19 protein-coding genes are annotated in these 19900 nt (G+C 40.8%); 12 read left to right on the top strand and 7 right to left on the bottom strand.

The window, feature by feature from the left end; translation table 11 throughout:
- The first annotated feature begins 146 nt into the window (after window positions 1–146).
- The 5 genes from asnB (at window position 147) to raiA (ending at window position 4308) form a co-directional block, all read left to right on the top strand.
- Window positions 147–1826 carry an asparagine synthase B gene (gene asnB / locus Q4575_RS13815; RefSeq protein ID WP_215964749.1) on the top strand — a complete coding sequence of 560 codons (1680 nt, stop codon included), beginning with the start codon at window positions 147–149 and terminating at the stop codon, window positions 1824–1826.
- Between the two features lie 153 nt (window positions 1827–1979).
- Window positions 1980–2366 (top strand): tautomerase family protein, encoded by a 387-nt coding sequence (locus Q4575_RS13810; RefSeq protein WP_303523261.1) that lies wholly within the window; start codon window positions 1980–1982, stop codon window positions 2364–2366.
- Window positions 2367–2731: 365 nt separating this feature from the next.
- Window positions 2732–3292: a MotA/TolQ/ExbB proton channel family protein gene (locus Q4575_RS13805; RefSeq protein WP_303523260.1), complete on the top strand. Its 561-nt coding sequence runs from the start codon at window positions 2732–2734 to the stop codon at window positions 3290–3292.
- Window positions 3292–3645, top strand: a complete 354-nt coding sequence (locus tag Q4575_RS13800; RefSeq protein ID WP_215964746.1) for a DUF2149 domain-containing protein — start codon at window positions 3292–3294, stop codon at window positions 3643–3645. The genes Q4575_RS13805 and Q4575_RS13800 overlap by 1 nt, the downstream gene beginning before the upstream one ends.
- A gap of 303 nt (window positions 3646–3948) precedes the next feature.
- Window positions 3949–4308, top strand: a complete 360-nt coding sequence (gene raiA / locus Q4575_RS13795; protein WP_215964745.1) for a ribosome-associated translation inhibitor RaiA — start codon at window positions 3949–3951, stop codon at window positions 4306–4308.
- Window positions 4309–4388: 80 nt separating this feature from the next.
- On the opposite strand, the gene Q4575_RS13790 is transcribed toward raiA, so the two are convergent.
- The gene (locus Q4575_RS13790) at window positions 4389–5573 is read right to left on the bottom strand and encodes an acetyl-CoA C-acyltransferase (RefSeq protein WP_303523259.1); all 1185 of its coding nucleotides are present in this window, start codon (window positions 5571–5573) and stop codon (window positions 4389–4391) included.
- A 562-nt stretch (window positions 5574–6135) separates the two neighbouring features.
- Between Q4575_RS13790 and Q4575_RS13785 the strand changes: the two genes are divergently transcribed.
- From Q4575_RS13785 to Q4575_RS13755, 7 genes are all read left to right on the top strand, one after another.
- On the top strand, window positions 6136–6522 hold the full coding sequence (locus tag Q4575_RS13785) for a MerR family DNA-binding transcriptional regulator (RefSeq protein WP_215964743.1): 387 nt from the start codon (window positions 6136–6138) through the stop codon (window positions 6520–6522).
- Between the two features lie 91 nt (window positions 6523–6613).
- Window positions 6614–7783, top strand: a complete 1170-nt coding sequence (locus Q4575_RS13780) for an isovaleryl-CoA dehydrogenase (RefSeq protein WP_303523258.1) — start codon at window positions 6614–6616, stop codon at window positions 7781–7783.
- Window positions 7784–7941: 158 nt separating this feature from the next.
- A complete protein-coding gene (locus Q4575_RS13775) occupies window positions 7942–9549 on the top strand; it encodes a carboxyl transferase domain-containing protein (protein ID WP_303523257.1) in 1608 nt (535 codons plus the stop codon).
- A gap of 9 nt (window positions 9550–9558) precedes the next feature.
- Window positions 9559–10389 carry an enoyl-CoA hydratase/isomerase family protein gene (locus Q4575_RS13770; RefSeq protein ID WP_303523256.1) on the top strand — a complete coding sequence of 277 codons (831 nt, stop codon included), beginning with the start codon at window positions 9559–9561 and terminating at the stop codon, window positions 10387–10389.
- A 5-nt stretch (window positions 10390–10394) separates the two neighbouring features.
- Window positions 10395–12509 (top strand): acetyl/propionyl/methylcrotonyl-CoA carboxylase subunit alpha, encoded by a 2115-nt coding sequence (locus Q4575_RS13765; protein ID WP_303523255.1) that lies wholly within the window; start codon window positions 10395–10397, stop codon window positions 12507–12509.
- The gene (locus Q4575_RS13760) at window positions 12506–13420 is read left to right on the top strand and encodes a hydroxymethylglutaryl-CoA lyase (protein ID WP_303523254.1); all 915 of its coding nucleotides are present in this window, start codon (window positions 12506–12508) and stop codon (window positions 13418–13420) included. Before Q4575_RS13765 ends, Q4575_RS13760 begins: the two co-directional genes overlap by 4 nt.
- A gap of 177 nt (window positions 13421–13597) precedes the next feature.
- The gene (locus Q4575_RS13755; protein ID WP_303523253.1) at window positions 13598–14095 is read left to right on the top strand and encodes a GNAT family N-acetyltransferase; all 498 of its coding nucleotides are present in this window, start codon (window positions 13598–13600) and stop codon (window positions 14093–14095) included.
- Window positions 14096–14175: 80 nt separating this feature from the next.
- On the opposite strand, the gene Q4575_RS13750 is transcribed toward Q4575_RS13755, so the two are convergent.
- From Q4575_RS13750 to Q4575_RS13725, 6 genes are all read right to left on the bottom strand, one after another.
- A complete protein-coding gene (locus tag Q4575_RS13750) occupies window positions 14176–14634 on the bottom strand; it encodes a hypothetical protein (RefSeq protein ID WP_303523252.1) in 459 nt (152 codons plus the stop codon).
- A gap of 421 nt (window positions 14635–15055) precedes the next feature.
- On the bottom strand, window positions 15056–15337 hold the full coding sequence (locus tag Q4575_RS13745; RefSeq protein WP_215963122.1) for a hypothetical protein: 282 nt from the start codon (window positions 15335–15337) through the stop codon (window positions 15056–15058).
- Window positions 15338–15397: 60 nt separating this feature from the next.
- Window positions 15398–15976, bottom strand: a complete 579-nt coding sequence (locus tag Q4575_RS13740) for a CBS domain-containing protein (RefSeq protein ID WP_303523251.1) — start codon at window positions 15974–15976, stop codon at window positions 15398–15400.
- Window positions 15977–16029: 53 nt separating this feature from the next.
- The gene (locus Q4575_RS13735) at window positions 16030–16332 is read right to left on the bottom strand and encodes a hypothetical protein (protein ID WP_303523250.1); all 303 of its coding nucleotides are present in this window, start codon (window positions 16330–16332) and stop codon (window positions 16030–16032) included.
- Between the two features lie 1338 nt (window positions 16333–17670).
- Complete coding sequence (locus tag Q4575_RS13730; RefSeq protein ID WP_303523249.1) at window positions 17671–18459, bottom strand: hypothetical protein; 789 nt, start codon at window positions 18457–18459, stop codon at window positions 17671–17673.
- A 407-nt stretch (window positions 18460–18866) separates the two neighbouring features.
- A complete protein-coding gene (locus Q4575_RS13725; protein WP_215963126.1) occupies window positions 18867–19589 on the bottom strand; it encodes a YebC/PmpR family DNA-binding transcriptional regulator in 723 nt (240 codons plus the stop codon).
- Window positions 19590–19900: the final 311 nt, after the last annotated feature.

The raw sequence follows: 19900 nt of genomic DNA, 5'->3' as shown, positions 1-19900 counted from the left end.
GCATAATTTAAAGTTTATGACAGTGTGCGATAAGAGTTAAAGTACTAACTCTAATTACACTTATACAACTGCTTAGGCCAGTGACCGCGCCAAAGTCAAACCTAAGCACCGTGATTTTGATTATTAATTTTTGGAGTACAACACCTATGTGTTCGATTTTTGGAATTCTGGACATCACTACTGATGCCACAGAATTGCGCCCTAAAGCGTTAGAATTATCTGGTTTATTACGTCACCGTGGCCCTGATTGGTCTGGTATTTGGAGTAACGACAATGCGATTTTAGCCCATGAGCGGTTAGCGATTGTCGATTTAGAGAATGGCGCGCAACCTCTATTAAATAATAATCGAAATCACATATTAGCCGTTAATGGCGAAATTTATAACCACAAAGAATTGCAGGCCGAACTGACCGTCGACTATCAATTTCAAACCCAATCTGACTGTGAAATCATTTTAGCGCTATATGAACAGGAAGGTTTAGGGTTTATCGACAAGCTTAAAGGCATGTTCGCGTTTATCTTAGTTGATGAAACAGATAACAGTTACCTAATTGCACGTGATCACATGGGGATCATCCCTCTGTATTATGGTTATGACATGCATGGTCAACTGTATGTGGCTTCTGAAATGAAAGCACTTGTACCAGTTTGTCGTACCGTAACTGAATTTCCTCCTGGCCATTACTGGTCAAGCCGTGACGGCAAAATTACGCCATATTATTCGCGTGACTGGAGAGAGTTTGACAACGTTAAAGACAACAAAGGTTCTGCAAAGGAAATTCACGACGCATTATCTAACGCTGTTAAGTCTCATATGATGTCTGACGTACCATACGGCGTATTACTTTCAGGTGGCCTTGATTCATCTGTAATCTCTGCTGTTGCGCAAAAATACGCGCAAAAACGCATTGAAGATGATGGCCAATCAAAAGCTTGGTGGCCACAACTGCATTCATTTGCTGTTGGTCTTGAAGGCGCACCGGATTTAATCGCAGCGAAAAAAGTTGCCGACGCGATTGGTACGATCCACCACGAAGTGCATTACACTGTACAAGAAGGTATCGACGCCATTCGTGACGTTATTTACCATTTAGAGACATACGATGTAACAACTATCCGTGCCTCTACTCCAATGTATTTGATGGCGCGTAAAATTAAAGCGATGGGCATTAAAATGGTTCTTTCTGGTGAAGGTGCAGATGAAGTGTTTGGTGGTTATTTGTATTTCCACAAAGCACCAAATGCAAAAGAATTCCATGAAGAAACCATTCGTAAATTAGACCGTTTGCACATGTTTGACTGTGCTCGTGCTAATAAAGCTATGTCGGCATGGGGTGTTGAAGCCCGTGTACCATTCTTAGACAAAGAATTCTTGGATATCGCAATGTCGATAAACCCTGAACTAAAACTTTGTGGTAGCAATGGTAAAATGGAAAAACACGTTTTACGTGAAGCGTTCGAAGGTTATTTACCTGAAGAAGTATTGTGGCGTCAAAAAGAACAGTTCTCTGACGGCGTTGGCTACAGTTGGATTGATTCTCTTGTTGAAGCAGCGGAATCTAATGTGACTGACCAAATGATGGCAAGCGCGGAATATCGCTTCCCTCATAACACACCACAATCTAAAGAAGCGTATCATTACCGCACAATTTTTGAAGCGCACTTCCCATTAGATTCAGCAGCTGAATGTGTCCCTGGCGGTAAGTCAGTTGCATGTTCAACGCCTGAAGCGATTGCATGGGATGCTAAATTTGCAGCCAATGCTGACCCATCTGGCCGTGCTATGTTTGATGTTCACTCGTCAGGATATAACGACAAATCGTAATACCGACATAACACAAAACAAACATTAGAAACGGCGCTCAATTAGCGCCGTTTTTTTATACCTATTTAATCAAACTGTACAATCTGCTGGAATAAGAAAACAAGAAGTTATTATTAATATTAATGTATTAACAGGATCAAAAAAGGAAACATTATGATTGTCATTTATGGAATTAGAGAAACGTTAAACCCAATAAAAGCCACTCTATCTGATGTCATCCACGCGAGCCTTGTCGCCGTATTAGGATTGCCTGAAGATAAACGTATTCAACGATTTATGCCGATGGACGCTGATAATTTTTATTACCCAAGTGACCGAAGCACCCAATATACCATCATTGAAATTAACATGATGGAAGGACGCACCATAGAAACCAAAAAAGCGCTAATCAAGCGCCTATTCACGTCGATTGAATCGACATTAGGTATCAAACCTATTGATGTCGAGATTACCATTCATGAGCAACCAAAACATTGCTGGGGATTTAGAGGCATTACTGGAGATGAAGCAAACACCTTAAGCTACAAGGTAGATGTTTAACACACAACGAATTGCAATTGATTTCAGGGACTAGCTTTAAATGAAAAAAGCCAGTGTGTGCGCACTGGCTTTGACTTCCAACATAAACAAAAACTGCTCTATTAACTTCGATGTTAATAAACCAAAAATTAAACTACCACGTCGTAGTTTAATCTTGATTTGGTACGGATATAAATACCAAAGGCCTGTAATCCAAAGTATTTAATGTGTCATACCAAACCACGGAAAGATAATGACACACCGCAAAATTTAAGTCAAATGATAATGATTCGTATTTACATTTTATTTTATTACTTTACAATACAGCTCTGAAATCAATTTATTAAGTAAGGTCCACCGTGTTAATCAGTCAAATTGAAACTCTAATGGCAGACATGTCAGAACTATTTATCGTTCCGGTACTATTTTTAATTTGCGGCATGTTCATCTATGCCCTTTTTGAACTGGGTAAGTTTATTTCCCAATCAATATTACGTCGTAAACATTCGGTACAGTACGAAACAAGTTTAAAACGAGGACTAGCCAAACCTATTGCAGGTTACCCAATTCATAATTATTTTATTGCCAACCCTCAATGTGATGAAGATGAAGTCGATGTGTTTGCTTTAAAGCAGTTGGAGTCATTAAGGATCGTCACTAAATTGAGCCCAATGTTAGGCTTAATTGCAACAATGATCCCAATGGGACCGGCACTAAAAGCACTTGCTGATGGTAATATTCAAGGGATAAGTGAAAACCTCATCATTGCTTTCGCTGCGGTTATTTGGGGATTATTGGTTTCGACCATTACATTTTGGCCTGCGTCAGTTAAAAAGCGCTGGTACGCCACTGAGCTGATCAATATTCGCAAATTCAGACGCAATGATGATCAAGTGACAACAAATGAACCTGAATTTGAAACCGAGCTTGTACAAGGAGCAGCGTAATGCGTTTGCTCAATGAAGACGAAGAATTAAACCCAATGAGCAGTGCGGTCAATTTGGTGGATGTATTTTTGGTAATCATAGCGGCCCTGCTCATTGCCTTAGCCCAAAACCCGCTAAGTGTGTTTTCCAGTGATGATGTCACAGTCATAAAAAATGCCGGTAAACCAAATATGGAGGTTATTGTTAAAAAAGGAAAAGAAATTAAAGAATACAAGTCCACCGGGGAAATGGGTTCAGGTGAGGGGTCACGTGCTGGGGTTGCCTACAAAATGGCAGATGGCAGTTTTGTTTATGTCCCTGAAGATGGTGACACAAAAAACGATCCCACGAAAAATAGTCAACCTAAGAATTAATCGCTGAAAGCAAAACCAGCATGTAATACCAACACAATTTATTGCCCTTTTGTTATGTTAAATTAACTCACCACAAACCGCATAAAAATGGCTTAAAAATGACGTTAGAAAGTTACTGCGACATTGCATAAAAAAAACCGCCTCTTTATGGCGGTTTTTTAACTTTTATAAAACTAAATTTGTAATAAAATCGTCAAGTTGGTGAAATAAACAGCAAACAAACCAGTTAGCACTGGAAAAATAAAATAAGAGGGCCATAGTTATTAATGAGCGTATGCTCTGCATATCTAAGGACAAAGTTTTATGAAGATAAATATTTCTGGTCATCACCTCAGTGTTAAAGATTCTATTAAAGAACATGTTGAGGAAAAACTAGCAAAAATCAGTGAGCACTTTCCTGAACTTATTTCGACAAACGTCATACTCACTATAGATAACAAGAAAAATGCGATTGCTGAATTTGAAACCGTATATCACGGACACAAAGTCGCAGTTAAAGATTCAAAGGACAATATTACTGTTGCCATAAACAGAGCAACCGATAAGCTTCACCGTGTATTAGTCGACCGAAAAGGTATCGAACAAGCCGCACGCAACGATAAAATAGAAGAAGTAGAGCAAGATCATACCCATGAACATCTGCAAAACTTGCAGCTAAATTAATCTCACTTCCAAAAAAAAACGCTAGGTTCTATCCTAGCGTTTTGATTTACAGACAAGACATTCGTCTAACACCGCAACGATTACAACAATTCGAAAGCCATTGCAGTCGCTTCACCACCGCCAATACACAACGACGCTACACCGGTTTTTAATCCACGATTTTTAAGAGCATGTAATAAAGTGACAATAATTCGTGCGCCCGATGCACCTAATGGATGACCTAATGCACAAGCACCACCATTGATGTTCACTTTCTCTGATGACAACTCTAAATCTCTAATGGCCGCCATAGTTACCATTGCAAACGCCTCGTTAATTTCAAACAAATCAACGTCACTGGCCTTCCAACCGGCTTTCTCTAATACCGATTGCATGGCCCCAACAGGCGCAGTAGTGAATTTCTCAGGTTCAATAGAATTTGTCGCCTGGGCAACAATTTTTGCCATTGGCGTTAAACCACGTTTTTGTGCTTCAGATAACTTCATCACAACTAATGCCGCAGCACCGTCACTGATTGAAGAAGAGTTAGCCGCAGTAATAGTGCCATCTTTCGCAAAGGCTGGACGTAAGGTTGGGATCTTATCCATCTTGGCATTACCCGGTTGTTCATCGACGGATACGGTTATATCGCCACGACGGGATTGTATGGTTACAGGTGATACTTCATTATCAAATCGACCACTGGCAATTGCCTCTTGAGCTCGAGTCAGTGAGCGAATGGCGTATTCGTCTAATTGCTCGCGGGTAAATTGGTACTCATTAGCCGTGTCTTGAGCAAAACATCCCATTGCTTTGCCTTGGTAAGCATCCTCAAGACCGTCTAAGAACATATGGTCCATGGTTTTGCTATGACCCATTCTCATGCCTGAGCGAGCTTGCGGTAACATATATGGTGCATTGGTCATTGATTCGAAACCACCAACAACTGCAATATTAATAGAACCTGCCGTAATAAAATCATTGGCCATCATGACCGCTTTCATTCCAGAACCACAAACCTTGTTTATCGTTGTGGCGCCAGCAGCTAATCTAACATCTGCTTTAATGGCCGCTTGTCGAGCTGGCGCTTGCCCTAGTCCTGCGGGTAATACACAACCCATAATGACTTCATCGATGTCATTACCTGAGATGCCTGCATGGCTAATTGCAGCTCGAATTGCACTTGCACCTAATTCCGGTGCTGTTGCGCCACTTAACGCGCCCTGAAAACCGCCCATTGGCGTCCGTTGTGCAGATACAATAACGATTGGATCAAGATCAGACATAATGCTTACCCTTCTATTTTGTTGATGACCTAATTGGTACTAAAGCGTGGGGCTTAGTTTACCCCTTATAATTTATGCTGGGGATACTACGATGGTTGCATGAGTAAACCAATTTTCAACACTGATTTGCTTAACCACCAGTTGGAAAATATTATTTACACAAAAACAAAAAAGTTATTTAAATACATCAACCTAAGCACAAACCAACAGATAAACACCCCTTAAAACGCCGCCTCGAAGAAAGACTTTTACCCACATTTTTAATTTCAACGACATTAAATTCACTTATAAACCAATAGATAAAACCTAAATGATCATATTAGACGCTTATTTGATCCCTGCCGAGAGTTACTAATTCAACGTCTATTCAACACCATCGTTTACAAACATGCCGTTGTGTACCTGAGTCATTGCCAAACAAAGGAAATGAACTGAAATACAAATCTAAAACGACATTGTGCGAATTTATTTACAGTTGGAGAAAATGATAAAAAACATCTAACTTTACGTTTACGTAAACTTACCCTAATATTTGTAAAAATTAATTTGTAGGAAGTTCTTAATGACAACTCAAAACCAAACAACATTCACTATTGGTGAGTTAGCAAAAGAGTTTGATGTCACGACCCGTAGTATTCGTTTTTACGAAGACGAAGGATTGTTATATCCCAGTCGTAAAGGGCAATCGCGAGTTTACAGTTCAAAAGACAGAACTCGTTTAAAGCTCATTTTACGTGGCAAACGTTTAGGCTTCTCATTAGGCGAAACTAAAACGATATTTGAACTATACGATAATGAACCAACAGAAGAAAAACAATTAAATAAAATGTTGGAACTCATCGCCGCCAAAAAACAACAACTTATCCAACAACAAAAAGATCTGGAAGATATTTTACACGACTTAGCGGCACTCGAAGATAGCTGCAATGAATCATTAGCTAAAATTTAGAACTACACTAGTTGTTACAAATATTAAAACTGAAAAATAGAACAAAAATCAATCAACAGAACCCTATTAACATAAGAATAAGAGAACCATCATGATCAGTCCTTTCACGTCCCTAAATTTTAATCTTGGCGAAACTGTCGATATGATCCGCGACCAAGTTAATGCCTTTGCCCGCGATGAAATTGCACCACGAGCGGCGCAAATTGACATCGACAACGAATTTCCAAGCGACCTATGGCGTAAGTTTGGAGAAATGGGATTGCTTGGCATGACAGTGGAAGAAGAATACGGTGGTAGTAATTTAGGTTACATAGAACATGTAATTGCAATGCAGGAGATCAGCCGTGCATCGGCGTCTGTTGGTTTAAGTTATGGTGCAATGTCTAACCTTTGTTTGAATCAATTGCGTAAAAATGGCAGCCATGAGCAAAAATTAAAATACCTTCCTAAGTTATGTACAGGCGAACATGTTGGCGCATTAGCAATGTCAGAACCGAATGCGGGCTCAGACGTTGTAAGCATGAAATTAAGAGCCGACAAAAAAGGCGATAAGTATATTCTTAACGGCAACAAAATGTGGATCACCAATGGTCCCGACGCTGATGTTTATGTTATTTATGCAAAAACTGATGTAAATGCAGGTTCTAAAGGCATTTCAGCATTTATCGTTGAACGCGATTACCCTGGGTTTTCCCGTCACCAGAAACTCGACAAATTAGGTATGCGCGGTTCGAACACCTGTGAATTAGTGTTTGAAGACTGTGAAGTACCAGCAGAAAACATACTTGGTCAAGAAGGCAAAGGCGTTCGCGTTTTAATGTCTGGTTTGGACTACGAACGTGTTGTCTTATCCGGTGGTCCACTTGGAATTATGGATGCATGTATGGATATTGTAGTGCCATATGTCCACGACCGAAAACAGTTTGGCCAATCTATTGGTGAATTCCAATTAATCCAAGGCAAACTAGCAGATATGTATACCCAAATGAATGCGGCTAAATCTTATGTTTATGCTGTTGCCGCTGCATGTGACCGCGGTGAAACGACTCGTAAAGACGCCGCTGCTGTCATTTTATATTCAGCAGAACTTGCCACCAAAATGGCCCTTGATGCAATTCAACTCCTTGGCGGTAACGGCTACATCAATGAATTCCCAGTTGGACGTTTATTGCGTGACGCCAAACTCTATGAAATTGGCGCCGGAACATCTGAAATTCGTAGAATGTTAATTGGTCGTGAATTATTTAACGAATCCAAATAAGGTCTGCCCACGCGACTATTTTGAATTTGGAATTACATCGACACGATTCAATATTTGCAATATGAATAGGGTTTGAATCGGACAAATAAACGTAACGAGACATCCGTTGATGTCTCTAGATAGAGGCCTCCGATACGGGCCTCCAAAGAGAAACTGTCATGGCGAAATTAGTTACTAAATTGAACCCACGCAGCCCAGAGTTTATCCAAAATGCAGAACATATGCAGGCTCAGGTTGACGACTTAAAAACCACATTAGAAAAAATCAAGTTAGGTGGCGGCGAAAAAAGCCGTGAGCGCCACTTATCCCGTGGTAAGTTATTACCTCGTGATCGGGTGACTCAATTGCTGGACCAAGGTTCACCATTTTTAGAATTGTCACAACTTGCTGCACTTGATGTTTACCCAGACAATGTCCCCGCTGCTGGTATTATTACCGGCATTGGTCAAGTGGGTGGGCAAGAGTGTGTCATCGTTGCTAATGATGCAACAGTAAAAGGCGGCACCTATTACCCGCTTACGGTAAAAAAACATCTTCGCGCGCAAACCATAGCGCAGGAAAATAACCTGCCTTGTATTTATCTGGTTGACTCAGGTGGCGCCAATTTACCCAATCAAGACGAAGTATTCCCAGACCGGGAGCATTTTGGCCGGATCTTTTTTAATCAAGCTAATATGTCCGCTCAGAACATTCCACAAATTGCTGTGGTAATGGGGTCGTGTACCGCCGGTGGTGCGTATGTCCCAGCAATGGCTGACGAATCCATTATTGTAAAAGAACAAGGCACGATATTTTTAGCTGGCCCGCCTCTAGTAAAAGCCGCGACGGGCGAAGTTGTCACGGCGGAAGAGCTTGGCGGCGCCGACGTGCATTGCCGAACATCTGGCGTGTCAGATCATTATGCTCAAAACGATCACCACGCATTAGAGTTAGCACGCAGTGCCATAAGCAATCTAAATCGAGTTAAGCCAATGCAACTGGCGGTTAAAGATGTCACGCCACCGGCCTACCCAACTCAAGACATTTATGGCGTGATCCCTAAAGATCCACGCCAGCCATATGATGTAAAAGAAATCATCGCACGGGTCGTCGACAACAGCGAATTTGACGAATTTAAAGCACTTTACGGTTCAACATTGGTTTGTGGTTTTGCCCACATTTACGGTTACCCTGTTGGTATAGTTGCTAATAATGGCATTTTATTTGGCGAATCCGCAGAAAAAGGCGCGCATTTTATTGAGCTATGTGCCCAACGCAAAATTCCACTGGTCTTTTTGCAAAATATTACAGGCTTTATGGTTGGCAAACAGTATGAAGCCGGCGGTATCGCCAAACACGGCGCAAAAATGGTAACGGCCGTTGCCTGTGCCAAAGTTCCTAAATTTACCATATTAATCGGTGGCAGTTATGGTGCCGGAAACTACGGTATGTGTGGGCGCGCCTACGACCCACGATTTTTATTTATGTGGCCAAATGCCCGCATTTCGGTCATGGGCGGTGAACAAGCCGCTGGCGTATTAGCGCAAGTAACCCGTGATCAAAAAGCCAAACGTGGTGAAGACTGGAGCGATGAACAAGAAGCTGAATTTAAACAGCCAATTATCGACGCTTACGAGCACCAAGGGCACCCATATTACGCTTCTGCTCGATTGTGGGACGATGGTGTAATTGACCCTGCGGAAACTCGACAAGTATTAGGTCTTGCCATTTCGGCTTCCCTTAACAAACCAATAGAAGATACCAAGTTTGGTATTTTCAGAATGTAAGGGGCTGACATGACTGAATTCTCGACTCAAAACAACGCAGTTTTATTTACTGTGGATAGCCGTGGTGTTGCGACGGTGACCCTCAATAATCCTGATAAACACAATGCTTTTGACGATACAATAATTGGCGTATTACAACGTACTTTTGATCATATCGCCACACGGCAGGACATCAGCGTGGTTGTACTTGCAGCAAACGGTAAAAGTTTTAGCGCCGGTGCGGACTTAGGTTGGATGAAACGAATGGCAAGTTATTCTTTTGAGGATAATTTAACAGACGCCAATGCCCTCGCATCGATGTTATACGCATTAAATTACCTCCCACAACCAACAATCGCTAAAGTCCAAGGTGCAGCGTTTGGCGGTGCGGTTGGACTTGTGAGTTGCTGTGACATTTCCCTCGCGTCTGAAAAAGCCAGCTTTTGTTTAAGTGAAGTTAAACTCGGCCTGATCCCAGCAACGATTAGCCCTTACGTTGTAGCCGCGATTGGTGTTAAGGCCAGTCGACGTTACTTTGCCACTGCGGAACGTTTTTTTGCGGCAAAAGCCCAGCAAATTGGCTTAATTGACGAAGTTGTTGCGGCCACTGAACTAGACGAACTAACTGAAAACATGACCAACCTTTTACTCAATAATGGTCCTACAGCAATTCGTGAAGCTAAAGCGTTGATTTTTGATGTTGCAGGCCAAGATGTGGATGACACGATAATGGCAGAAACAAGCCGTCGAATCGCAGAAATTCGAGTATCAGCCGAAGGCCAAGAAGGGTTAACCGCCTTTTTTGAAAAACGCCAACCAAATTGGCAACGTGGGTCTACAGCTAATAAGCTACAGGAATAATCTCAATGTTTACTAAAATACTTATTGCTAATCGTGGTGAAATTGCTTGCCGTATAATAAAAACGGCGCGCGCTATGGGGATAAGCACAGTGGCTGTTTATTCCGACGCAGATAAAGATTCACTCCATGTCAATATGGCGGATGAAGCGGTCTATTTAGGCCCTTCGCCATCTCGTGAAAGTTATTTATTGGGTGATAAAGTCGTCGACGCCGCTAAACAAACAGGCGCTCAAGCAATCCACCCAGGATATGGTTTTTTATCTGAAAACGCAGATTTTTGTCGCCGATGCGAACAAGAAAACATTTGTTTTATTGGACCGCCAGTTTCTGCTATTGAAGCGATGGGCAGCAAATCCGCCGCTAAAACGATAATGGAAAAAGCCAATGTACCTCTCGTTCCCGGTTATCATGGCGATGATCAGTCAGATGCTATTATTAAAAAAGCCGCGGACGACATGGGTTACCCAGTATTATTAAAAGCCGCTGCCGGTGGCGGCGGTAAAGGCATGCGTCAAGTCTGGTCAGCGGATGAATTTGCCGAAGGCCTTGCGGCGGCAAAACGTGAAGCGCGTTCATCTTTTGGTGACGACATCATGTTAGTTGAAAAATACTTAACACAACCCCGTCATGTGGAAATTCAAGTATTCTGTGACAGCCATGGCAATGCAGTTTATTTATTTGAGCGCGATTGTTCTGTGCAACGTCGCCATCAAAAGATCATTGAAGAAGCGCCCGCATTTGGTATGTCCGAATCGCTTCGTCAACAAATGGGTGAAGCGGCCATCAAAGCAGCTAAAGCGATTGGTTATTGTGGTGCGGGGACAGTGGAATTTTTATTAGACGTAGACGGTTCGTTCTACTTTATGGAAATGAATACCCGTCTGCAAGTTGAACACCCCGTAACGGAAATGATCACCGGCGAAGATCTCGTGGAATGGCAATTGCGAGTCGCCTTTGGCGAATCGTTACCGAAACAACAGTACGAGCTTGCCATTCATGGCCATGCTTTTGAAGCACGTATTTACGCCGAAGACGCCAACAATGACTTTTTACCGGCAACGGGTTTGTTGGAATTTATGCAAACTCCTGAGCAAAATAAATTTGTGCGGGTCGACACGGGCGTACGTCAAGGCGACGAGGTCAGCGTGTATTACGATCCTATGATAGCAAAGCTCATTGTATGGGGCGAAACCCGTCAAAAGGCGTTACAGCGACTATCAAAAGCACTCGCGGCCTTCCGCATTAGTGGTGTTACAACTAACATTGAGTTTTTGTATAATTTAAGTACATGCGAGCCTTTTATTCGTGAAGAAATAGATACAGGCTTTATCGACAAAAACCAAGACCAGTTGTTCCATTCAACAGAACAAGCCCTTAGTAAAGAGCTACCAATGGCAGCACTGGCATTAGTCTTAACCGAGAAAAATGACGCAAAAATTGTCGCAGAGCACAGCCAAGACCGCAACTCACCATGGCATCAACGCAACGGGTGGCGACTTAATGAGCCACATACGCAGTCGTTTGTGCTCAGTCATGATAATCGCGAATATCAAATCTCGGTTGAACAAAAACGCACGGCCCACCTTTGTTATTATTTAATATCTATCCAAGGCGAAGCATTCTCTCGTTTAGCTGTCGACTGCCAAGGTTCGTTGCACACGCAACTTGATAGCGCCCATTCAACGGTCACCAATGCTAAGTCTAACAATACATTAACTTGTTATATTGACGGCTATCGGACAACGGCAGAGTTGGTTCAAAATGGTTTAGAAATGAGTCTTTATCACCCAAGTGGTGTTTTTCAGTTTAGCCGCGTACTGCCAAGTTTAGGTGAAGTTGATGATGTGGCTGGTAACGACGGATTACTTGCACCAATGAACGGCACACTTGTCAGTAACTTGGTTACCGTCGGTGAACCGGTAACTAAAGGCCAGGCTCTCGTGATCATGGAAGCGATGAAAATGGAGCATACCATTCGAGCCTCAGCAGATGGTGTCGTCACTGAATTTTATTATGCAGAAGGCGATATGGTCGACGGTGGATCGCCATTATTGGCGTTTGACCTTGTTACAGAAGCACCAAGTTCTGTGACCAAAGCCGAACAGGAAACAAATAAATGAATACAACAGTAACAGGCTTTCCACAATCGGTAAAAATTGTTGAAGTCGGTCCACGTGATGGTCTTCAAAATGAAGTTCCGGTCACATTAGAAGATAAAATTAAACTGATCAACAGCTTATCTGAAACTGGCTTGCAGGTGATTGAATCGGGATCTTTTGTGTCCCCTAAATGGGTGCCGCAAATGGCGGGTAGTGCAGACATTTTCAGCAGGATATCCCGTAAAACCAATATCAGCTACCCTGCCCTCACTCCAAATATGAAAGGTTATGAGGACGCGATTCGTGCTGGAGTTGATGAAGTCGCTATTTTTGGTGCTGCCAGCGAGTCGTTTTCACAAAAAAACATAAACTGTTCAATCGCAGAAAGCTTACAGCGCTTCGAACCCATTATGGCTCAAGCCAAATTAGAAAACGTCAAAGTCCGTGGTTATGTATCTTGTGTTTTAGGTTGCCCCTATGAAGGTAACATTGACATCAACAATGTCGTGAACGTTGCACAAACCCTGTATCAAATGGGTTGTTACGAAATATCATTGGGCGATACTATTGGCGTTGGCACACCACAACAGGCAAAAGCGATGTTGCAGGCGGTTGCAGAGGTCGTACCGATAGAGCACTTAGCGGTGCACTTTCATGATACTTATGGTCAAGCGTTAGCCAATATTTACGCCTGTCTAGAGCTTGGCGTCAGTGTCATAGATTCGGCAGTTGCTGGTTTAGGCGGTTGCCCGTATGCCAAAGGTGCATCGGGTAATGTAGCCACCGAAGACGTCGTTTATATGTTAACTGGGTTGGGGATCACCCATGGTGTCGATTTAACTAAACTGGCACAGGCAGGACTTGATATATGTGCTGCATTGGGAAAACCGCCACAATCAAAAGTAGCAAACGCATTAGCGGCCAAGTCATAATAGAAAAACAGTAAAAAATGGCGGTCAATGATAACCACTAAATACTAAATTAGTGAACAAAAACAAGGACGATTTTGTTCGCTTTAAAAATGATTTCCTCATAAAATTTCATTTCCTCTACTTGCCAATAGCACGTAAAGTAATCCAATAGACTAAATGTAAAATCAAACGCCAAAGATGAATATAACCACCGACCGTATCAACATTCGTGAATTAACCTTAAAAGATGCGCCTTTTCTGGTTGAATTACTTAATTCCAACGGCTTTATCGAAAATATTGGTGACCGCGGTATTCGTACAGTGAAGCAAGCTGAGGAAATGATTTTAGAGAAGTATATTGTCAATTATCCAACCCATGGCTTGTTTATAGTTGTGCGGCGTAACGATCATACTGCGATTGGTTCTGTGAGTTTTTTAAAAAGGGATTTCTTAGCATTTGAAGATATTGGCTATGCCTTTTTACCTGACTATTTTGGCAAAGGTTACGCCTTCGAAGCCGCTTCAGCTTTGGTCAATTACGCAAAAAGAAAAGGATTAACAGCCCTAAATGGCGTAGTCGACTTTCCTAATATTGCATCTCAAAATTTACTGCTTAAATTAGGTTTTAAAGAAGACGGGGTTGTTGTTATGGATGGCGAAGAGGAGCCGATCAAAAAATACACGTTAATATTCTAATTATGCAGATACTATCCAATTCGACAACCGAATTACTCGACTTACCGTTTACTTATCGGGACTCGTCTCAACAATAGAGTTTAAAAAACATAAGTGTAGGTAATAGTGGCTTTATCTTCTGTCACGCCAAAGCTCTGCAATCGGCTTCGTACTTTAACTGACAACAAATGATTGTCTTTTTTAAGTCGTGTCGATAGAAAGGGACTCGATGCGTCACAACGATATTGTGAATATGGCGTTAAGTCAGTTAAGCCACCACAAGCTTCTACACTTCGGTCTAATGGTCTATTTCGGTCAGGGTAAAACGTATTGTAGGAAATTTGTTGTTCAAACCCAAATTGCAGATTCATCCAATCTAGATACTTTTCAAATTCAAAATTCCGAGCCACACTAATACTGAGATCACCACCAGACGTCCCCGTATCCGCACCACCATAATCATATGAGCTTAGAATATTATCAAAATTGGCCCACTCAATATTGGCCTGCACATTAAGGGTCATATTCCACGGTAATGTTTGTCGGCGATAATAACTCAAATAAACTTTCCAAAAATTAGCAACTGCGTCTCTAGTCTAAATTCTGGGCTGAAATTTTTACGTGACTTCTTAGCCATTATCTTCACCTAATACTGCTATGATTCAATCATAACATCCTCTAATTAAGTGGCCAAAATCACTATGCCACTACAAGCAATTTTTACAACTAAATAACTTCATATCCGATGATAAAAATAGTCGATTCCAGCCTACGTTCTTACTGCATTCAGGGCATTTAGAATTAGTCATAATTATCCTTTTATTGAAATGATTAACGCCCAACACTCATAAATGTTAATTTTTCATTAGTTAAAAGCATGTGTTGTGCACGCTCCACGACAATATGTAAGACATTTTATTTTCTAAAACAGAGCGATATTGAGTCGATTAAAAATACGAATTTGGCAAGATAGTGGACAAATTAGATCGTCCACGACTTGCCAAGAGGACTAATTGCTCGTATAGAATTTACCGCTATCTCAAAAGCTGTCAGTTCATCGCTATCGACTCCCATACTGCAATTGAGCAAGGTCCCATTATTAAATAAACTAATTTTACTCATATATACATTTTCATTGTCTATATATGAGCACACCACTTCGACGGTCGTTTGGGCGGCTTTAAATTTATTGGCTAATGTCCTAGCTGAATTTCTAATAAGGTCGGCACGTGAACTGGCATATTGCAAAACAATGACGTTCATACACCCCCTCCCAAAAGACAATTTTGTCTTTTGGGAGAGAACTCCTTTATTTTTAAATACTTAAGCCGCATGTTTGTCTAAAATATGAATTGCGTTATTTACCAATCTAAAGCTAACTGGCAGATTTAAGTCGACATCAAGATGTAATGCTCTTGCAACATCAGAGGCAGAAATTAATCCCCTTAACGTATTGCCATCATTATCTGTCACTAAGATATGTTGCTCTGTGCAGTTTGCTAAAGTTTGAACGAGGGATCGAATTGACGTTTGTTCTAACGTAGCCCAATCAATCGATTTCAAATGCGCTTTAAAGCGCATAAAGTCGGCGACACGAAGTTCCGATCTAACGTCACCTCGTGCGACCTTTTTTACGATTTCTTGATTATTTAAATCATTAAAACTCAATGTTCCAATAAAATTACTGTGCTCATCTAACACGAGTTGTAATTTAACATGAGCTTTTTTCATAATGTATTCAGCTTCGACCGCCTTCGTGTTTGAGTCGATTACAAGTGGGCTGTTTAGCTTAAAGTCAGTTGTGATTTCTGTAGCTTTACTATGCATAGAAACGGCTAATGATTGGCAAGGCCATTCTATTTGCGACACGCGATCGCATGATAAAAACGATAATTTATTCATTTCTTTGTACCTAATATAATTAATAATTGTGGGGAGTTTTTCCCAAATACAGATTAACTAGCCAAAGAAATAGGTGGTGCGCGGATTAAATAATCTCGTTGAGTTGGAGGGTTGTGAAAAGTGATGATAGAAGCAGGAGAAGTGCAACATTGTGCTGACAACTCAAAATCAAACTTCGATAAAAAGAACTTGTCTTCAAATTCTTCAGAGCCAAGAGAATCAATATCACATGATAAAGTGGCATTAATTGTTGTCTCTAGTATTTGATATTGATGACCATAGCTGCCGCCTTGCGAACTTGGGAAGTTCGCAATTAATATAAAGGCTAGAAATAAATAACTCGAGATTAATCTCATTTACTTTCCATATCGCTACAAATCAAAATAGATAGGATTTAAACTAAATCCGTAACTACACAATTAACTAATTCTATTAGTGTAGTTGATGTTAAATCTATTAACCAAAATATGAATAAAAAAGCCTACCTCGGCTTCCCAATTGCACAAGCTAGCTCAATGCGTTTTTACTATATAAACGTTTTAAAATTTATTGTAAAGCTTATATGGGAACAATTATCAGCCATTCCAACCCCCACAAACAAATATGTATCTAATGGCGATAGTACATGTTGCTGACTTTACTTCTGGGACAACAGCTATCTAGTTAAAATATCGCCGTGGCTGACTCTTATTACTAGCTTTGGGGATGACGTTTTTCTTTCTGAAATTATGAGCCAATTGAAAGACGAATTATGGACTTCCTCTGCACTTGGTTGGAGATCCCTAATATCGCCGTGGCTCTTTTGGGATGACGTTTTTTCCGTTTAATTGTGCTCAACAATGACTTTTTGTTCTGGCTATTATGAGCAAATTTAAGGTGGATTATGACATTCTTCTGCACCCGGTTGGAGGTTCCAAGTATCGCTCCGCTCTTTTGGAATGACAGGTTTTTTCTATTGATTTGGAATGATTATTTTCACTAAAGCAATACGTTGTTACACCTAAAGTTCAGGCAACATTTACCTTCGTCTAAATCCCCCTTAGTAGAGATTTATATCTCGAAGTGAACGGCAGGGACGCCGTTGCAAGGAATGTTTTCACTTCATGGACGAAGGGAATTCGTCAGTACATGGATGTACGTCAGACGAACCATGGACGAAATTACATTCCGTCTTCGACGATAATATAAATCTTAAATAAGGATTCGGGATTTGGCCGAAAGCGGCCTTTTTGCCTACTTTTGGGGCTGTTGCAAAAAGTATGGTCGACGCAGTCGAAATAGCTGCCTGCAAGACGAATTATGGACTTCCTCTGCACTTGGTTGGAGATCCCTAATATCGCCGTGGCTCTTTTGGGATGACGTTTTTTCCGTTTAATTGTGCTCAACAATGACTTTTTGTTCTGGCTATTATGAGCAAATTTAAGGTGGATTATGACATTCTTCTGCACCCGGTTGGAGGTTCCAAATATCGCTGTGGCTGACTAATTTTACAAGCTACGGGTATGACGGTTTTTTATGTTCCCCGTCATCTCAAAATCGCGAAGCGATATTTGAGATCTCCTTCAAAGTGCAGAGGACGTTTTTTGTAACTAAATAAAGCAATTAAAACCAAATGCCCAACACCTATAGTAACTCTATAACTGTCGAGCAATATTCGACATGCACCTGTGAAACGTCATAACTTGTTTTAAGCTTTAAAAGCTATAACTAATACCTGCAATAGACTTAACGACTGCCGTGTCTGTCGTGCCTTCCAGAATTGCTTTAATGTGCCAATTCAAACCTTTACTTCTATGGGCTAACCCAATTCCGGCACTATAAAAATAATCGTCGCCACCGGCAAATTGATACTGAATTTTGATATCGTCAATCAAGATCCCAGTGCCATAACGACTAATACCTGAAGGCGAACCATTCTGGTATGGGATAAATATACTTTTATATTGCACCATAAGGCCATAAGCATCTTTAACTTCTTCAGACGAATAATCATTGCTGTTACTTATGATTTCTCTTTTATTATTATGAAGAAATACCCCGTAACTCACGCCTATGCCCGTGGATTCACTGGTACTAAAACGCCCAAGAAACAACTGCTCTTGCAGGTAATACTTTGAATATGATTCATGTTGTAACTGATAAACGTCTTTAGAATATTCGACATAAAGGTTACTTAACAGATCACTATCGAGAAATGCTAATGGCTTTAAACCAGCGGTAATCTTTTCATTGTAATCTTCGAGTTCCGTAACTCTATTTACATAGTCAGATAGATTACTTGGTTCATTCCCCTGTGGCGCTTCGTACTCAAAATAAAAAGTATTAAACAAGTTCCCCTCGATACCAACGGCATTAATACCTTGGGCGACCTCATTCGTTACTGTATCTGTTAAGGAAAAGTTTTTGTAATATATTTCCACTTCCGAGCTTTGCACAGACCAAGATAACGCTAAGCTAAAACTTGTAACTAGTATTTTTTTCATCAAATTTCCTTTTAGATACACAACCATTACATTCCAAACCACTATTTTATATGTGAAAATTGTTTATTATTAACTATTTTATATTTGTAACAAATTACTTAACTCATTGCTAGATATCAAGTTTAAACATTTCTATGGGGTAAGCATCGCTGAAATTTGTAGTTTCCCCAGCACTTGGTTGGAAAACCCTAATATTGCTGTGGCTGACTAATTTTACAAGCTTTGGGATGACGGTTTTTGTTTTGAGCTTTTGAGCCAGTTGAAATCTGAATACAAAAAAGCCCTGCCAACCGGCAGGGCTTCTTAAAGTCAAATAGCAGCTCTTAATTAACTATTTAGCAACAATTAACTTAGTTAGTTTAAAGGTATTAGTGAATCACTTTAAACAACTTAATTACTATAAAAAATTAGCGTTCAACTTCTGCATTGTGATAAACATCTTGTACATCTTCGCAATCATTCAGCATATCCATAAATTTATCAAACACAGCAACATCATCGCCTGATACCGTTGTCATTGTTTGAGGTTCCCAAGAGATTTCCTGAGTATCGAAGTCAATGCCTTCAAACGCTTCTTCAAGGGCGACTTTAACTTTATTAAACTCAGTATGCGGCGCAATAACGGTGACTTTACCATCTTCAACTTCGATTTCGTTAGCGTCGGCATCCGCGTTCATTAGTGCTTCGAGTACCACATCTTCGTCGTCACCGTCAAATTGGAAAATCGCAACGTGGTCAAACATATGTGCAGCAGATCCCTGAGCACCTAATTTACTGTTTGTTTTAGTAAAGCTATTTCTAACTTCCATGATAGTTCGGTTGTTGTTATCGGTAAGGCAATCCACTATGACCATACAACCACCTGGACCGAAGCCTTCGTATCGAGCCGCTGAATAATCTTCTCCAGCGCCGCCTAGGGCCTTATCTAAGGCATTTTTAATTACGTGCGCAGGTACCTGATCTTTTTTAGCTCGGTCCATTAAGCTACGAAGTGCTAGATTACCGTCTGGGTCAGAACCGCCATTTTTGGCAACGACATATATTTCTTTGCCGTATTTAGAATATATTTTAGTTTTCATAGCAGCCGTTTTGGCCATTGAATCTTTACGGTTTTGGAATGCTCTTCCCATGACTAACTCTTCTTATTTAAATTCTGACTACTGACAACACATCAACATAAGGTGTTATCTAAAAATTGAAAGGTGGCTAAAGTAATCTATTTTGCGACAAATTTAAATCACTACAGCGTAAAAAAGCCGAGTTAATTTGATTTTATCAAAGATTTATAACTAAAAATTAGAATTGATTATTATATGTGAGATTAAGAAGATTGCAGATGAATCCCAATTTTGACAAAACTATCGAAAAAATTGGAGCGAGTAACGAGGCTCGAACTCGTGACCTATACCTTGGCAAGGTATCGCTCTACCAGCTGAGCTAT

The organism is Psychrosphaera sp. 1_MG-2023 (genome assembly GCF_030548245.1).
In the GTDB taxonomy this organism is placed as follows: domain Bacteria; phylum Pseudomonadota; class Gammaproteobacteria; order Enterobacterales; family Alteromonadaceae; genus Psychrosphaera; species Psychrosphaera algicola.
This window is presented reverse-complemented; position numbering and strand designations above follow the sequence as displayed.

What these genes read in the sequence shown, in the direction of transcription:
- Q4575_RS13740 (WP_303523251.1), bottom strand. Translation starts at nt 15,976, where the DNA reads ATGAATAAATTATCGTTTTTATCATGCGATCGCGTGTCGCAAATAGAA.
- Q4575_RS13785 (WP_215964743.1), top strand. Translation starts at nt 6,136, where the DNA reads ATGACAACTCAAAACCAAACAACATTCACTATTGGTGAGTTAGCAAAA.
- Q4575_RS13790 (WP_303523259.1), bottom strand. Translation starts at nt 5,573, where the DNA reads ATGTCTGATCTTGATCCAATCGTTATTGTATCTGCACAACGGACGCCA.
- Q4575_RS13800 (WP_215964746.1), top strand. Translation starts at nt 3,292, where the DNA reads ATGCGTTTGCTCAATGAAGACGAAGAATTAAACCCAATGAGCAGTGCG.
- Q4575_RS13745 (WP_215963122.1), bottom strand. Translation starts at nt 15,337, where the DNA reads ATGAACGTCATTGTTTTGCAATATGCCAGTTCACGTGCCGACCTTATT.
- asnB (WP_215964749.1), top strand. Translation starts at nt 147, where the DNA reads ATGTGTTCGATTTTTGGAATTCTGGACATCACTACTGATGCCACAGAA.
- raiA (WP_215964745.1), top strand. Translation starts at nt 3,949, where the DNA reads ATGAAGATAAATATTTCTGGTCATCACCTCAGTGTTAAAGATTCTATT.
- Q4575_RS13755 (WP_303523253.1), top strand. Translation starts at nt 13,598, where the DNA reads ATGAATATAACCACCGACCGTATCAACATTCGTGAATTAACCTTAAAA.
- Q4575_RS13730 (WP_303523249.1), bottom strand. Translation starts at nt 18,459, where the DNA reads ATGAAAAAAATACTAGTTACAAGTTTTAGCTTAGCGTTATCTTGGTCT.
- Q4575_RS13765 (WP_303523255.1), top strand. Translation starts at nt 10,395, where the DNA reads ATGTTTACTAAAATACTTATTGCTAATCGTGGTGAAATTGCTTGCCGT.
- Q4575_RS13810 (WP_303523261.1), top strand. Translation starts at nt 1,980, where the DNA reads ATGATTGTCATTTATGGAATTAGAGAAACGTTAAACCCAATAAAAGCC.
- Q4575_RS13780 (WP_303523258.1), top strand. Translation starts at nt 6,614, where the DNA reads ATGATCAGTCCTTTCACGTCCCTAAATTTTAATCTTGGCGAAACTGTC.
- Q4575_RS13760 (WP_303523254.1), top strand. Translation starts at nt 12,506, where the DNA reads ATGAATACAACAGTAACAGGCTTTCCACAATCGGTAAAAATTGTTGAA.
- Q4575_RS13725 (WP_215963126.1), bottom strand. Translation starts at nt 19,589, where the DNA reads ATGGGAAGAGCATTCCAAAACCGTAAAGATTCAATGGCCAAAACGGCT.
- Q4575_RS13735 (WP_303523250.1), bottom strand. Translation starts at nt 16,332, where the DNA reads ATGAGATTAATCTCGAGTTATTTATTTCTAGCCTTTATATTAATTGCG.
- Q4575_RS13775 (WP_303523257.1), top strand. Translation starts at nt 7,942, where the DNA reads ATGGCGAAATTAGTTACTAAATTGAACCCACGCAGCCCAGAGTTTATC.
- Q4575_RS13770 (WP_303523256.1), top strand. Translation starts at nt 9,559, where the DNA reads ATGACTGAATTCTCGACTCAAAACAACGCAGTTTTATTTACTGTGGAT.
- Q4575_RS13805 (WP_303523260.1), top strand. Translation starts at nt 2,732, where the DNA reads ATGGCAGACATGTCAGAACTATTTATCGTTCCGGTACTATTTTTAATT.